Here is a 14,013-nt window from a genome sequence, read left to right on the forward strand (position 1 = left end):
CCCCTGCCGCGCCTCCCCGGCGCGTCCGGCCCCCGCCGGTTACCGCTGCTCGCCCCCGAGCCGGAACAGCGCCCACACCACCTTGCCGCTCAGTGTCCCGGCGAGCGGGTGCCATCCCCAGCTGTCGCTGAACGAATCCACCAGAAACAAGCCACGCCCGGACTCGGCGGAGAAGTCGTCCGTCTCCCGCGCCTCCGGACTCTCGTGGCTGGGATCGCGCACCGCGCACACCAGGCGCGAGGTCCAGTGCATCAGATGCAGCCGTACGGGAGGGTCCTGCTCGCCCCCGCGCGGGGTGTCGGCGGGCAGTGCGTGCCGCAGCGCGTTCGTGACGAGCTCGGAGACAACCAGCGCCACGTCGTCGAAACACTCGCCGAGCTCCCACCGGGCCAGCGTCGACTTGGTGAACTGGCGGGCGCCGCGTACGGCTTCGTACCGGGGCGGCAGCGCGCAGGAGGCCGAGCTGGAGACCGCTGCGGGGTCGATGGGTGGAAGGCCCTGCCTTAACGGCTCGAGCATGGTCGATCCATTCGTCCCCATGCGAGGCACTCCCGGGATTCGCGGTCGTTGCGATACAGCGGTAGCGATGCGGCGGTAGTACGGCGACAGCACGAAAGAGCATGCAGGTGCGCGCGGACCATGGTTCCGAATGCGTACGGCAGATGCAAGGGCAGATGCACGTGCACGCGCCGGACCTGTCCGAACCCGTGCCGTTTCTTGCTCATTTCTTCCTGGGGTCTCTTTCGGTGACTTGTACAGCTCTTGCCATTTCCGTAATCGGATGAGTACGGGCTGAAGCGTTTTAATGGCAGACTGCGGCTCTCGGGCACCTGGGGGAGGTCGCTCCGCGAGTGAACTGTCGGACTGGGGAGGGCTGGAGAAGTGACCGCAGGCGAGTCGAGCGGCTCCGTGGTGCGGCGCATCCTGCTGGGATCCCAGCTCAGGAAGCTGCGTGAGTCGCGCGGAGTCACCCGTGAGGCGGCCGGCTACTCGATCCGCGCATCCGAATCGAAGATCAGCCGCATGGAGTTGGGACGGGTGAGCTTCAAGGCGAGAGACGTCGAGGACCTCCTCACGCTGTACGGCGTCACGGACCAGGCGGAGCGCGAGTCGCTGCTGAGCCTGGCCCGGGAGGCCAACGTGGCGGGCTGGTGGCACAGTTACGGCGACGTGCTGCCCGGCTGGTTCCAGACGTACATCGGACTCGAAGGCGCCGCCTCCCTCATCCGGATCTACGAAGTCCAGTTCGTGCACGGGCTGTTGCAGACGGAGAGCTACGCCCACGCCGTCGTCTCGCGCGGCATGCCGCACGCGAGCGCGGCCGAGATCGACCGCAGGGTGGCCCTGCGCCTGGAGCGCCAGAAGGTGCTGGTGTCCGAGCGCGCGCCGCACTTCCACGCCGTACTGGACGAGGCCGCTCTGCGTCGTCCGTACGGCGACCGCGGCGTGATGCGGGGGCAGTTGCAGCACCTCATAGAGGTGTCCGAGCAGCCGAACATCACGCTTCAGGTGATGCCGTTCAGCTTCGGCGGCCACGCGGGCGAGAGCGGCGCCTTCACCATGCTCCAGTTCCCCGAGTCGGATCTCTCGGACCTCGTCTACCTGGAGCAGCTCACCAGCGCGCTCTATCTGGACAAGCGCGAAGAGGTCGCTCAGTACCAGAGGGTGATGGAGCGGCTGCAGAAAGACAGCCCGAGTGCGGCCGAGACGCGGGATGTGCTCCGCGGACTGCTCCAACTCACATAACCGGCCAGTACGATGACGTTTTATCAGGAGTCCGCACCTGCACACCTTGCAGTAAGGGATCGCATGTCCTTCTTCACCGACCTGGCCCACCAGTACATCGACGGCGAGTGGCGGACCGGCAGCGGCTCGTGGGACATCATCGACTTCAACCCGTACAACGGGGAGAAGCTCGCCGCGATCACCGTCGCCTCGGTGGACGAGGTCGACGAGGCGTACCTCGCGGCGGAGCGCGCGCAGCCGGCCTGGGCGGCGGCCGGCGCGTACCGCAGGAGGGACGTCCTCGAACGCGCCCTGCGGATCACGCAGGACCGCGAGGACGAGATCGTCGAGGCGATCATCGACGAGCTCGGCGGCACCCGGCTGAAGGCGGCGTACGAGGTTCATCTCGCCAAGGAGTTCCTGCGCGAGGCGATGCAGACCGCCGTGCGTCCCGAGGGGCGCATCCTGCCGTCGCCGGTGGAGGGCAAGGAGAACCGCGTCTACCGGCTGCCGGTCGGCGTCGTCGGCGTCATCAGCCCGTTCAACTTCCCGTTCCTGGTGACGCTCAAGTCCGTCGCTCCCGCGCTGGCGCTGGGCAACGCGGTCGTGATCAAGCCGAACCAGAACACGCCCGTCGTCGGTGGCGGCCTCATAGCCAAGATCTTCGAGGACGCCGGGCTGCCCGCCGGACTGCTGAACGTCCTGATCACCGACATCGCGGAGATCGGCGACGCGCTGATAGAGCACCGGGTGCCGAAGGTGATCTCCTTCGCCGGCTCGGACAAGGTGGGCCGGCATGTCGCCGCTGTCGCCGCGAGCCACTTCAAGCGCGCCGTGCTGGAGCTGAGCGGCAACAGCGCGCTGGTCGTCCTCGACGACGCGGACCTCGACTACGCGGTGGACGCGGCCGTCTTCAGCCGCTTCGTGTACCAGGGCCAGGTCTGCATGGCCGCCAACCGCATCCTGGTCGACCGGTCGGTCGAGGCGGAGTTCACCGAGAAGTTCGTCGCGAAGGTACGGTCCCTGGTCACCGGTGACCCGGCCGACTCCAGAACGCACATAGGCCCGGTCATCAACACCTTCCAGGCGGACTCCCTGACGGCGCTCGTCGAGCAGGCCCTCGCGGAGGGCGCCACCGCTCTCGTCCAGGGGTCTACGCGCGGCAACCTCGTCGAGCCGACGGTGCTGAGCGGGCTGGCGGCGGACTCCCCGGTGCTGGCGCAGGAGATCTTCGGCCCCGTGGTGCTGCTGATCCCCTTCGACGGCGAGGAGGAGGCCGTACGGATGGCCAACGACAGCCCGTACGGGCTGAGCGGGGCGGTGCACACCGGGAACCTGGAGCGGGGCGTGCGGTTCGCCAAGCGCGTCGAGACCGGCATGATCCACGTCAACGACTCGACCGTCCAGGACGATCCGCAGGTCGCCTTCGGAGGCGAGAAGTTCTCGGGGCTCGGACGGCTCAACGGGGACTCGGCGGTGGAGGCCTTCACCACCCAGAAGTGGATCTCCGTACAGCACGGACGGACCGACTTCCCGTTCTGAGCGGGCCGTCGCGGACAGGGGTTGTCCGCAAGGGTCCGTAGCGTGGTTCCTGTCAGTTCGACGGCGGCAGGCCCACGAGAGGCGGACATCATGGTCGTACACGTGAACGCGGAGACCCCCGGCGACGAGCGCGGCGCGCTCCTGGCCTTCCTGGACGCCGAGCGCGGGGGCGTCCGCAGGGCGCTGCTGGGCCTGACGGACGAGCAGGCGGCCACAACGCCCAGTGCCAGCGAGCTGTCGCTGTCGGGGCTCCTCAAGCACGTCGCCGAGGTCGAGGAGAGCTGGCTCGCCCGGGCCCGCGAGGTGGCGCCCGAGGTCCGGCGGACCGAGGAGAACTGGGGCGAGAGCTTCCGGCTGGTCGGGGACGAGACGGTCGAGGACCGGCTGGCGTACTGGGAGAAGGTGGCGCGGCGCACCGAGGAGTTCATCCGGTCGGTGCCGAGCCTGGACGACACCTTCCCGCTGCCCGACGCGCCGTGGTTCCCCGACGACGAGCGCGTGTCGATGCGCTGGCTGCTGCTGCGGCTGATCACCGAGGTGGCCCGGCACGCCGGTCACGCCGACATCATCCGCGAGAGCCTGGACGGCAGGACGGCCTTCGAGCTGGTGGCGCTGGAGCGCGGCGAGTCCTGGGCCTGAACCGGCCGGTCCGCCGCCGGCCGCGCCCGATACGCTCTGATCAGAGTTGAGCGGAAGGGTGCGGCGATGTCAGCGATCAGGCTGCTGGTGCTGGGGGCCGTACGCCAGCACGGGCGCGCACACGGCTACCAGGTCCGCAACGACCTGGAGTACTGGGGCGCCCACGAGTGGTCCAACGCCAAGCCCGGCTCGATCTACCACGCGCTGAAGCAGATGGCCAAGCAGGGACTGCTGCTGGCCCACGAGATCGCGCCGAGCACGGCCGGCGGGCCGCCGAGGACCGAGTACGAGGTCACGGACAAGGGCACCGAGGAGTACTTCGCGCTGCTCCGCGAGGCCCTGACGACGTACGACCAGAAGATGGACGTGCTGTCCGCCGGGATCGGCTTCATCGTCGACCTGGAGCGGGCCGAGGTGGTCGAGCTGCTCAACCGGCGGGTGCGGGGCCTGGAGGCGTGGCGGGCGTCCGTCACCGAGTACTACACGCCGGAGGAGGGACCCGAGTCCCTCGGCCACATCGGCGAGATCATGAACATGTGGGTCCACTCGGCGGACGCCGGCGCCCAGTGGACGCGCGGGCTCATCGCCCGGATCGAGGGCGGGGCGTACACCTTCGCGGGCGAGGGCGGCGACCCCTTCGTCGGGGTGCTGGCCGACGGCCAGGAGAACCCGTACGCCAGCTAATCAAACTTGACGAGCACCTCAGGGCCGGATTACTTTGAGGCTGTAGTCAAGTTTGACTACGCCTGTCCGGAGGAGAGGGATGTCATTGACCGGCGCTCACGCCGACGACGCGGCGATCGTCGTCGAAGGAGCACAGAAGCGGTACGGGCAGAAGCGGGCCCTGGACGGTCTCGACCTGGTGGTGCGGCGCGGCACGGTGCACGGCGTGCTGGGGCCCAACGGCGCGGGGAAAACCACGATCGTCCGCATCCTGGCCACGCTGCTGCGGCACGACGCGGGACGGGTGGAGGTGGCCGGGTACGACGTGCGGTCGCGGGCCGGTGAGGTGCGGCGGCGGATCGGGCTGCTCGGGCAGCACGCGGCGGTGGACGAGGAACTGGGCGGGCGGCAGAACCTGGAGATGTTCGGCCGGCTGTACCACCTGGGGGCGCGCCGGGCGGGCGAGCGGGCGGACGAGCTCCTCGAACGGTTCGGGCTCGCGGACACCGGGAGCAAGGCGGTCGGCAAGTACAGCGGAGGCATGCGGCGGCGGCTCGACCTGGCGGCCTCGCTGATCACGGACCCGCAGGTGCTGTTCCTGGACGAGCCGACGACCGGGCTCGACCCGCGCGGGCGCGCGGAGGTGTGGGGCGCGGTGCGGTCGCTGGTCGGGGGCGGCACGACCGTCCTGCTCACCACGCAGTACCTGGAGGAGGCCGACCAGCTGGCGGACCGGATCACGGTCGTCGACGGAGGCAGGGCCGTCGCGGAGGGCACGCCGGACGACCTGAAGCGCATGGTCGGCGGTGACCGGGTCGACGTGGTGGTGCGCGACGCGCGCCACCTGGACGCGGCGGCCGCCCTGGTCGGCCCGGGCGCGGAGACGGACCCGGACCGGCGGCGGATCAGCGCGCCGGTGGCGGACCGGATGAGCGCGCTGGCCAGGACCGTACGGGCGCTGGAGGCGGCCGGAATCGAGGCGGAGGACATCGCGCTGCGCAGGCCGACGCTCGACGAGGTGTTCCTGCACCTCACGAAGGAGACGGAGCCCGGGGACTTCGCGGGCCGGGCGGACAGGGAGGTCGTGGCATGAGCGCCGACGCGGTGGGATGGGCGGTCGCCGACTCGTGGACGATGACGCGGCGGGAACTCGCCCACTGGGGGCGGCAGCCGGTCCAGGTCGTCGTCGGCCTGGTCTTCCCGGTGATGCTGCTGCTCATGTTCGGCTTCCTGATCGGCGGCGGCAAGGACGTTCCGGGGGACTACGTCGACTTCCTGGTGCCCGGCATGCTGGCGCTGACCATGGCCTTCGGCCTGGAGGCGACGATGCTCGCGGTCACCCAGGACCTCAACAAGGGCGTCATCGACCGGTTCCGCTCGATGCCGATGACCCCGGGGGCGGTGCTCGTGGGGCGCGCGGTCGCGGACATGCTCCAGTCGGCGGCCGGTCTGTTGATCCTGGTCGGCGTGGGGTGGGCGATCGGATGGCGCTGGCACGGCGGGCCGCTCGCGTTCCTGGGCGCGCTCGGGCTGTTACTGCTGCTGCGCTTCGCGATGCTGTGGATCGGCATCCACCTGGCGATGGTGGCCGGCAGGCCGGAGATGGTCCAGGCGGTGCAGATCCTGGTGTGGCCGGTGGGCTTCCTCTCCAGCGTCTTCGCGGCGCCGGAGTCGATGCCGGACTGGCTCGGCGCGGCCGTCGAGTGGAACCCGCTGTCGGCGATGGCCACGGCGGTACGGGACCTCTTCGGCAGCCCGGCGGCGGCCACCTCCTCCTGGCCCGCGGAACACGCGGGGCTGCTGGCGGTGGTGTGGCCGGTGGTGCTGGTGGCGGTGTTCTTCCCGCTGGCGGTGCGGCGGTTCGGGCGGCTGAATCAGTGAGAGGGCCGACCGGCTGAAAGGGGAACCCGGTCGCGGTCCGCGGCGTACCAGAAGGAGAAGCGGTCCGGTGGGGGCCGCGGACCGCGAGCCGGGGTGAGCGAGGGCGGGTGCGGCTTCGGCATGTCCGCCGACGGGGTGCGGTGGACCGCTTTCACGGCGGCTGCGAGGACCGACGCCCCGCACGCCGCCGCACCCGCGGGCCGCGCGCCCGCCCCCGCTCAGTGGTGGAACGACGTCGCGGCGGACGTGTCCCGGGTCGCCGGGCCGGCCTGGGCGCGCAGCTCGGGGAGCACCTGCTCGAAGCTCTCCACCAGCAGCTCGGCCAGATCCGCGGAGAAGCCGTTGCGGCACACGATGCGCAGCACGGCGAGATCCTCCCGGTTCGCGGGAAAGGTGTACGCCGGCACCAGCCACCCCCGCTCCCGCAGCCGCCGCGACACGTCGAAGACGTCGAAGTTCCGTACGCCGGGCGCGGTGGTGAAGGCGAACACCGGCAACTCGGCCCCGCGCGAGAGGAGGCGGAAGTCGCCCATCGCCTCGATCCGGGACGCGAGCCCCCGCGCCACGTCCCGCGACGCCTGCTGCACGGCCCGGTACCCGTCCCGGCCGAGCCGCAGGAAGGAGTAGTACTGCGCGACCACCTGGGCGCCGGGCCGGGAGAAGTTGAGGGCGAAGGTCGGCATGTCGCCGCCCAGGTAGTTGACCCGGAAGACCAGTTCCTCCGGCAGCTCGGCGGGCGAGCGCCACAGCGCCCACCCGACGCCCGGGTAGACCAGGCCGTACTTGTGCCCGGAGGTGTTGATGGAGGCGACTCTCGGCAGCCGGAAGTCCCACACCAAATCCTCGTCGAGGAAGGGGGCGATCATCGCGCCGGACGCCCCGTCCACATGCACCGGCACGTCGAGCCCCGTGCGCTCCTGGAGGGCGTCCAGGGCCGAGCAGATCTCGGCGACGGGCTCGTACGAGCCGTCGAAGGTGGAGCCGAGCACGGCGACCACGCCGATGGTGTTCTCGTCGCAGAGCGCCGCCGCGGACTGCGGGTCGAGGTGGAAACGCTCGCCCTCCATCGGCACTTGGCGCGCCTCGATCTCCCAGAACGTGCAGAACTTGTCCCAGCAGACCTGGACGTTCGCGCCCATCACCAGGTTGGGCCGGGCCGTGCCCGGGTACCGGTCGGCGTTCCTGAGGGCCCAGCGGCGCTTGAGGGCCAGTCCGGCGAGCATGCAGGCCTCGCTGGACCCGGTCGTCGAACAGCCCACCGCCGCCGTGGGTTCCGGCGCGTTCCAGAGGTCCGCGAGCATGGCGACGCAGCGCCGCTCCAGCTCGGCGGTCCGGGGGTACTCGTCCTTGTCGATCATGTTCTTGTCCCGGCACTCACCCATCAGCGCGGCCGCCTGCGGTTCCATCCAGGTGGTGACGAAGGTGGCGAGATTGAGCCGGGAGTTGCCGTCGAGCATCAGCTCGTCGTGCACGAGCTGATACGCCGTCGTGGGCGCCATGGGCCCGTCGGGCAGCCGGTGCCGGGGCGGGGCGGCCTCCATGTCGCCGACCGGGTCGGCCGCGCCGTAGAAGGGGTTCAGGGCGAGCTCGCGGCGCCGCCGGCTGTCCCCGTCCGTACCGCCTTGGTGAAGTCCCATGGGCTCACCATAAGGGCGGATAACCGGGCATAACACTCCAGCGGGCGGGGGTTGCACCTCACGTGGCGTGAGGGATCAGGCTGAGGTGCGTACCAGGAAGAAGAAGGAGCGGAAAGCGATGAGCTACTCCGTGGGACAGGTCGCCGGGCTCGCCGGAGTGACGGTGCGCACCCTGCACCACTACGACGGGATCGGACTGCTCTCCCCGAGCGCCCGCAGCCACGCGGGTCACCGGCGCTACGACGACGCCGACCTCGACCGGTTGCAGCAGATCCTGTTCTACCGGGAGCTCGGGTTCCCGCTCGACGAGGTGGCGGCCCTTCTCGACGACCCGAGGGCGGACCCGCGGGAGCACCTGCGGCGCCAGCACGCGCTGCTGTCCGGCCGGATCGCGCGACTGCAGGAGATGGCCGCCGCCGTCGAAACCGCCTTGGAGGCACGGAAGATGGGCATCAACCTCACCCCGGAAGAGAAGTTCGAGGTCTTCGGCGACCACGATCCCGAGCAGTACGCCGAGGAGGCCGAGCAGCGCTGGGGCAACAGCGAGGCGTACCGGCAGTCGCAGCGCAGGGCCGCGTCGTACACCAAGGAGGACTGGCAGCGGATCAAGGAGGAGAACGCCGGGAACACCGCCGGCCTGGTCGCCGCGATGGAGGACGGAGCCGCGCCCGACTCGGTGCGGGCCATGGACCTGGCGGAGGAGCACCGCTCCCTGATCAGCCGCAACCACTACGACTGCGACTACGCGACGCACGTCTGCCTCGCCGAGATGTACGTCGCCGACGAGCGCTTCACCACGTCCATCGACGCCGCGAAGCCGGGCCTCGCGGCCTACCTGCGTGCGGCGATCCTGGCCAACGCGGCCCGCCACGCGTAGCGCGGCGCCGCACCGCGAACCGCGCCGGCGGGCGATGTGAGCCGCGCCGCGCACGAGACAGGGGTCCGTACGGCCCGCAGGCGCGCCTGCGGGCCGTACGGACCCCCGCCGTCACTCCTTGGCGAGGACGACCGCCGTGCCGTACGCGCACACCTCGGTGCCCACGTCGGCTGCGTCGGCCACGTCGAAGCGCATCATCAGCACGCCGTTGGCGCCGCGCGCCCTGGCCTGCTCGACGAGCCGCTCCATCGCCTGGTTACGGGTCTCCACCAGCGTCTTGGTCAGCCCCTTGAGCTCGCCGCCGATCATCGACTTCAGCCCCGCGCCGATCTGGCTGCCCAAGTGCCGTGAGCGCACCGTCAGACCGAAGACCTCACCGATCACGCGCTCGACCCGGTATCCGGGAGCGTCGTTCGTGGTGACCACCAGCACATCGGACTGGGTGCCCTGCCCGCCGCCGTACTCCTCGATGCCCATCCGCATCCACCTCCTGCCGGACAGCTTGGCCGCAGTCCGGCTCCTTCGCATCCCCGTGAGCGCCTACTGGAACCAGGAGCACACCGGTGGCGTTGATAGCTTTGGGCGCACACCCGCAGACGACGACCCCACCCTGGAGCCCGGTACCCGTGAATACGCTTGCGCTCGGACCCTCCTGGCTGGACCCGGACTATCTGCTGGAGCAGTTCGGCCTGATCGGCCTGCTGGTCATCGTCTTCGCCGAGTCCGGCTTGCTCATCGGCTTCTTCCTGCCGGGCGACTCGCTGCTGTTCACCACCGGCCTGCTGGTGACCACGGGCGTACTGGACACCCCGCTGTGGCTGGTCTGCACCCTGGTCTGCCTCGCGGCGATCATCGGTGACCAGGTCGGCTATCTCTTCGGCCGCAAGGTCGGACCGGCCCTGTTCAAGCGCCCGGACTCCAGGCTCTTCAAACAGGAGAACGTCGAGAAGGCCCACGACTTCTTCGAGAAGTACGGCCCCAAGTCGCTCGTCCTGGCCCGCTTCGTGCCGATCGTCCGCACCTTCACGCCGATCATCGCCGGCGTGAGCCGGATGAACTACCGCTCGTTCATCACGTTCAACATCATCGGCGGTGTGCTCTGGGGCGCGGGCGTGACGCTGCTCGGTGCCTCGCTCGGCAAGGTCGAGTTCGTCCACAAGAACATCGAAGCGATCCTGATCCTGATCGTCCTGATCTCGGTCCTCCCGATCGTCGTCGAGTACCTGCGCGCCCGCAGCAAGAACAAGAAGGCCGCGGCCGCCGGCGACCCGTCCGACGGCACGCCGCCGTCCTCGCGCGGCCGCCACGCCAAGCGCTGACCGGCCGGGGCGGCGACGCCCCGCCGCGAGCGCCTAGAAGCCGCGCGTCCGCTTGGCCGCGCGGCGGCTCGCCCCACGGCCCGCGCCCGGCATCTTGAGGAACAGCCGGGAGATCTCGCCACCGAGGTTCACCCCGATGGCGATCGCGAGCGACAGCGCCGCCGCCGTCGACAGGGACGCGAGCCCCTGGTTGAGATCGTCCTGCGCGATGCCGAGCAGTCCGAAGTACGTCGAGGAGCCCGGCAGCAGCGGGCCGATCGCCGCCGTGACGTAGGGCAGGGCCGACGCGTACTGGTAGCGCGAGAACAGCTGCCCGAAGAGGCCCACCAGACCGGCCGCGACAGCCGTGGAGGCCACCGCGGAGATCTCGCCGACGTCGTGCATCGCGCCGTACACGATCCACGCCACCCCGCCGTTCAGCGTCACCATCAGCACGGTGTTGCGCTGCTGCTGGAGCAGGATCGCGAACGCGAAGCACAGCAGCATCGACGCGAGGATCTGCGTCACCGGACGCTCGACCGTCTCCAGCGACGTCGCCGCGTGCAGCTCGGCGTCCAGCTGCACACCGAGATAGAGGACCGTCAGCACACCGATGACGATCGCGATGAAGAAGTACATGACTTCCAGCAGCCGCGCCGACGCGGTGATGTAGTAGCCGGTCAGACCGTCCTGCACGCCCGCCACCAGGGCCCGCCCCGGCAGCAGCGCGAACAGTCCACCGGTGATCACCGCGGAGGGCCGCACGTCCCACATCGTCGTGGTCGGGGCCAGGGTCAGCGCCACCCCTATCGCGGCGGGCGGCATCGCCGCCACCACGAACTGGTAGAACTCCGGCAGTCCCCGCCCCGCGCACAGCCACGCCAGCCGGTCGCCGAGCATCGCTCCGACGGCGGCCGCCAGGAACACCACCGGCCCACCGCCGACCAGCACGGAGGCCGCGCCGGCCAGCAGCCCGCTGGACGCCGTCAGCGCCCAGCCGGGGTACGGGTGACGGTTGCGGCGTATCTCGGCGAGGGTGCGGTACGCCTCCTCCAGCGTGACGTCGGTGTCCGGCGAGGTGATGTCGTCGATGAGGTGGTAGACCGCCGCGAGGCGCGTGTAGTCGGTGCCCCGGCGGCGTACGGTCCTGCTCGCCGTGACGGGGTCCTCGACCAGCGAGGGCTGGTACGAGATAGACAGCAGCGTGAAGGTGACGTTCGGCTCGCACCGGTCGAGCCCGTACGCCCGGCTCACGCCGAACATCGCTGCCTCGACGTCCTCGGCCCCCTCGCCGCCCGCGAGCAGCAGCTCGCCGATGCGCAGCGTCAGGTCCAGCACGCGCGGCACGGCGGGCCCCGCGTCGTCGTGGCGCTGCACCGGCTCCGGCACCGGCCGGTCGCCCACCGGCATCCGCAGCAGCGTGCGCATCCGGTCCTGCCAGGGCGCCTCCTTGGTCAGCCGGACCATGGGCATCCCCTGGGCGGGGGTGAAGGCGGGCGGCGCGTTGCGGGCGCTGTACGTGCTGGGGGTGTCGAAGCCCGACACCTCCGGCGGAATGGGGTGCTCGCCGGTGGTCAGGCCCTCCGGAACGGCGAATTCCGAGGTCGGGCTGTCCTCCTCGGGCGGTTCCGGCTGCTCCACGCCGGCCGGCGGGATGAAGGCGCTGCGCGCCTCGTCCGACTGCGGCTTGCGGTCCTCGGGGCCCTCACTGTCGGCCCCGCTGCCGCCGCGCTTCGGCTCCGCCACTGCCTGCCTCGCTTCGCTTCCTTGATCCAGTACGTCCGTATGCCCAAGCCGTGGCCAGACATGCCCAGTATGCGGACGGACGCCTTCCCCTTGCGCGCCGCCCAACACGCGGCGGGCGGTGCACCCCCATTGGGGTGCACCGCCCGCCGTGATGTCAGAACCGAGCCGAGGGGCTGGTCAGTGGCTGCCGCCCTGCGCCTGGAGGCGCTTGTACGAGGCCTCGACCTCGGCCTCGGCCTCGGTGCGGCCGACCCAGTCGGCGCCCTCGACGGACTTGCCGGGCTCCAGGTCCTTGTAGACCTCGAAGAAGTGCTGGATCTCCAGGCGGTCGAACTCCGAGACGTGGTGGATGTCGCGCAGGTGCTCCACGCGCGGGTCCGAAGCCGGGACGCACAGCAGCTTGTCGTCGCCGCCGGCCTCGTCGGTCATCCGGAACATGCCGATCGCGCGGCACTTGATGACACAGCCGGGGAAAGTGGGCTCGTCGAGCAGTACGAGCGCGTCCAGCGGGTCGCCGTCCTCGCCGAGGGTGTTCTCGACGAAGCCGTAGTCCGCCGGGTAGCTCGTGGAAGTGAAGAGTCGACGGTCCAGGCGGATCCGGCCGGTCTCGTGGTCCACCTCGTACTTGTTCCGCGAACCCTTCGGAATCTCGATGGTGACGTCGAACTCCACGGGTGGTTCCTCCATGATCAGCACATACTCCGGGTGGCGCTGCGTCCTTCCGGGGGCGAGCCCGGACCGTCGGCCGGTTCGGTAGGCCGGACGAGCCGGGGCGTCATGCTCCCGGCAACACGCAGTGGTTAAGTGTCCCTCACGCAGGTGTGTGATCGCGAAAGGGGCTGGTCCGAGGTGCCGGAGCGTCAAACGTGGCAGCTCGCGACGATCGCGGCTGTCGCCGGTCTCGCCCTCTCCGCCGGGGCGGTGGCCGCGGCAGGCCCCTGGGACTCCGGTCAGCGTAAGGCCGAGCGGGCCTGGGCCGCCTCCCGGGACCGCACGGGTGGCGCACATCACGAGACACCGGCGCGCGGCGTCCCCGCGCCCGCCCCCAGCGCGCCCGGCGTGCTCGCCGCGCTCGGCGTGCCCGTACCGCCGCCCGCCGGGAGCGCCCTGGCGGACGCCCTCGACCCGCTGCTGCGCGACCCCGCGCTGGGCCCGGTGCGCGCCGCGTCCGTGATCGACACCGCCACCGGCGCGCAGGTCTACGGGAAGGGGGACACGGAAGGGATGATTCCGGCCTCCACCATCAAGATCGCGACGTCCGTCGCCGCGCTCTCGGCCCTCGGTCCCGACCACCGCGTCGCCACCACCGTCACCGCGTCCCCCGACGGACGGCAGGTCGTCCTCGTCGGCGGCGGCGACCCGACGCTGGACCGGGACGGCCTGGCCGCCCTGGCCGGCGACACCGCCCGGGCGCTGCGGGACCGCGGTGTGGACGAGGCGGAGCTGACGTACGACGACACGCTGTACTCCGGACCCGCGCTGCATCCCATCAGCCCCAACGAGAACATCAGCCCCGTCACCCCGCTGATGATCGACGAGGGCCGCCTCGACGGCTCCCGCAGCGGCACCGCGCCCCGCAGTGCCGACCCCGCGCGCGACGCCGCCCGCGCCTTCGCCGAGCTGCTGCGCGAGCGCGGCATCAAGGGGAAGGGCGACCCCGAGCCCGGGAAGGGCCCCCGCACGGCCGAACCGGTCGCCCGGGTCCTCTCCGCGCCGCTGTCCGCTCTCGTCGAGCGCACCCTCACGCACAGCGACAACGACATCGCCGAGGCGCTCGCCCGCCAGACCGCGCTCGCCTCCGGTGAACCGGCCAGCTTCGAGGGCGCGGGCAAGGCCGTCGCGTCCCGGCTGAAGGAACTCGGCCTGCCGCTGTCCGGCGCCCGTTTCGCCGACGGCAGCGGCCTCGACCGCGACGACCGCATGTCCGCCGCCCTGCTCTCCGGCCTCCTCGCCCGCAACGCGCCGCCCGCCTTCACCCCCGCCCCGGGGATGCCCATGGTCCGGC

General features: G+C 70.9%; 14 protein-coding genes. 9 read left to right on the forward strand and 5 right to left on the reverse strand.

Features of this window, described 5'->3' with window-relative positions:
- Window positions 1–39: 39 nt before the first annotated feature.
- Window positions 40–540, reverse strand: coding sequence for an ATP-binding protein (locus E2E34_RS21550; RefSeq protein ID WP_167518343.1), 501 nt, complete (start codon window positions 538–540; stop codon window positions 40–42).
- Between the two features lie 342 nt (window positions 541–882).
- Here E2E34_RS21550 and E2E34_RS21555 point away from each other — a divergent pair, with 342 nt between their 5' ends.
- The 6 genes from E2E34_RS21555 to E2E34_RS21580 all read left to right on the forward strand — a co-directional run bounded on the left by E2E34_RS21555 (window position 883) and on the right by E2E34_RS21580 (window position 6,450).
- Window positions 883–1,746 (forward strand): Sco1979 family transcriptional regulator, encoded by an 864-nt coding sequence (locus tag E2E34_RS21555; RefSeq protein ID WP_138903566.1) that lies wholly within the window; start codon window positions 883–885, stop codon window positions 1,744–1,746.
- A 63-nt stretch (window positions 1,747–1,809) separates the two neighbouring features.
- Complete coding sequence (locus E2E34_RS21560; protein ID WP_138903567.1) at window positions 1,810–3,267, forward strand: aldehyde dehydrogenase family protein; 1,458 nt, start codon at window positions 1,810–1,812, stop codon at window positions 3,265–3,267.
- 90 nt (window positions 3,268–3,357) lie between these two features.
- Window positions 3,358–3,906: a DinB family protein gene (locus E2E34_RS21565; protein ID WP_138903568.1), complete on the forward strand. Its 549-nt coding sequence runs from the start codon at window positions 3,358–3,360 to the stop codon at window positions 3,904–3,906.
- A gap of 66 nt (window positions 3,907–3,972) precedes the next feature.
- Complete coding sequence (locus tag E2E34_RS21570; protein ID WP_138903569.1) at window positions 3,973–4,590, forward strand: PadR family transcriptional regulator; 618 nt, start codon at window positions 3,973–3,975, stop codon at window positions 4,588–4,590.
- Window positions 4,591–4,675: 85 nt separating this feature from the next.
- Entirely contained in the window at window positions 4,676–5,662 is a 987-nt protein-coding gene (locus E2E34_RS21575) for an ATP-binding cassette domain-containing protein (RefSeq protein WP_244315955.1), read from the forward strand.
- Window positions 5,659–6,450 (forward strand): ABC transporter permease, encoded by a 792-nt coding sequence (locus E2E34_RS21580; protein ID WP_138903571.1) that lies wholly within the window; start codon window positions 5,659–5,661, stop codon window positions 6,448–6,450. Before E2E34_RS21575 ends, E2E34_RS21580 begins: the two co-directional genes overlap by 4 nt.
- Before the next feature lie 218 nt (window positions 6,451–6,668).
- Here the strand turns inward: E2E34_RS21580 and gad are convergent, their stop codons facing one another.
- Window positions 6,669–8,087, reverse strand: a complete 1,419-nt coding sequence (gad, locus tag E2E34_RS21585) for a glutamate decarboxylase (RefSeq protein ID WP_138903572.1) — start codon at window positions 8,085–8,087, stop codon at window positions 6,669–6,671.
- 118 nt (window positions 8,088–8,205) lie between these two features.
- On the opposite strand from gad, the gene E2E34_RS21590 reads away from it, so the two are divergent.
- Window positions 8,206–8,964 carry a MerR family transcriptional regulator gene (locus E2E34_RS21590; protein ID WP_138903573.1) on the forward strand — a complete coding sequence of 253 codons (759 nt, stop codon included), beginning with the start codon at window positions 8,206–8,208 and terminating at the stop codon, window positions 8,962–8,964.
- 111 nt (window positions 8,965–9,075) lie between these two features.
- Here E2E34_RS21590 and E2E34_RS21595 read toward each other — a convergent pair whose 3' ends face one another.
- Window positions 9,076–9,441, reverse strand: coding sequence for a YbjQ family protein (locus E2E34_RS21595; protein WP_138903574.1), 366 nt, complete (start codon window positions 9,439–9,441; stop codon window positions 9,076–9,078).
- A gap of 149 nt (window positions 9,442–9,590) precedes the next feature.
- Between E2E34_RS21595 and E2E34_RS21600 the strand changes: the two genes are divergently transcribed.
- A complete protein-coding gene (locus E2E34_RS21600) occupies window positions 9,591–10,283 on the forward strand; it encodes a DedA family protein (RefSeq protein WP_138903575.1) in 693 nt (230 codons plus the stop codon).
- A 33-nt stretch (window positions 10,284–10,316) separates the two neighbouring features.
- On the opposite strand, the gene E2E34_RS21605 is transcribed toward E2E34_RS21600, so the two are convergent.
- Both E2E34_RS21605 and E2E34_RS21610 read right to left on the reverse strand, forming a co-directional pair.
- The gene (locus E2E34_RS21605; RefSeq protein WP_138903576.1) at window positions 10,317–12,008 is read right to left on the reverse strand and encodes a threonine/serine exporter family protein; all 1,692 of its coding nucleotides are present in this window, start codon (window positions 12,006–12,008) and stop codon (window positions 10,317–10,319) included.
- A gap of 177 nt (window positions 12,009–12,185) precedes the next feature.
- The gene (locus E2E34_RS21610; protein ID WP_069930540.1) at window positions 12,186–12,680 is read right to left on the reverse strand and encodes an inorganic diphosphatase; all 495 of its coding nucleotides are present in this window, start codon (window positions 12,678–12,680) and stop codon (window positions 12,186–12,188) included.
- A gap of 177 nt (window positions 12,681–12,857) precedes the next feature.
- Between E2E34_RS21610 and E2E34_RS21615 the strand changes: the two genes are divergently transcribed.
- Window positions 12,858–14,013 (forward strand): D-alanyl-D-alanine carboxypeptidase/D-alanyl-D-alanine-endopeptidase (locus E2E34_RS21615; protein ID WP_138903577.1); only part of this gene is annotated, 1,156 nt, incomplete at its 3' end.

The organism is Streptomyces albidochromogenes (assembly GCF_005981925.1).
Lineage (GTDB): Bacteria > Actinomycetota > Actinomycetes > Streptomycetales > Streptomycetaceae > Streptomyces > Streptomyces albidochromogenes.

Bases quoted from the DNA above. Each gene is read 5' to 3' on its own strand.
- gad (WP_138903572.1), bottom strand. From the start codon at position 8,087: ATGGGACTTCACCAAGGCGGTACGGACGGGGACAGCCGGCGGCGCCGC.
- E2E34_RS21570 (WP_138903569.1), top strand. From the start codon at position 3,973: ATGTCAGCGATCAGGCTGCTGGTGCTGGGGGCCGTACGCCAGCACGGG.
- E2E34_RS21565 (WP_138903568.1), top strand. From the start codon at position 3,358: ATGGTCGTACACGTGAACGCGGAGACCCCCGGCGACGAGCGCGGCGCG.
- E2E34_RS21590 (WP_138903573.1), top strand. From the start codon at position 8,206: ATGAGCTACTCCGTGGGACAGGTCGCCGGGCTCGCCGGAGTGACGGTG.
- E2E34_RS21595 (WP_138903574.1), bottom strand. From the start codon at position 9,441: ATGGGCATCGAGGAGTACGGCGGCGGGCAGGGCACCCAGTCCGATGTG.
- E2E34_RS21560 (WP_138903567.1), top strand. From the start codon at position 1,810: ATGTCCTTCTTCACCGACCTGGCCCACCAGTACATCGACGGCGAGTGG.
- E2E34_RS21550 (WP_167518343.1), bottom strand. From the start codon at position 540: ATGGGGACGAATGGATCGACCATGCTCGAGCCGTTAAGGCAGGGCCTT.
- E2E34_RS21580 (WP_138903571.1), top strand. From the start codon at position 5,659: ATGAGCGCCGACGCGGTGGGATGGGCGGTCGCCGACTCGTGGACGATG.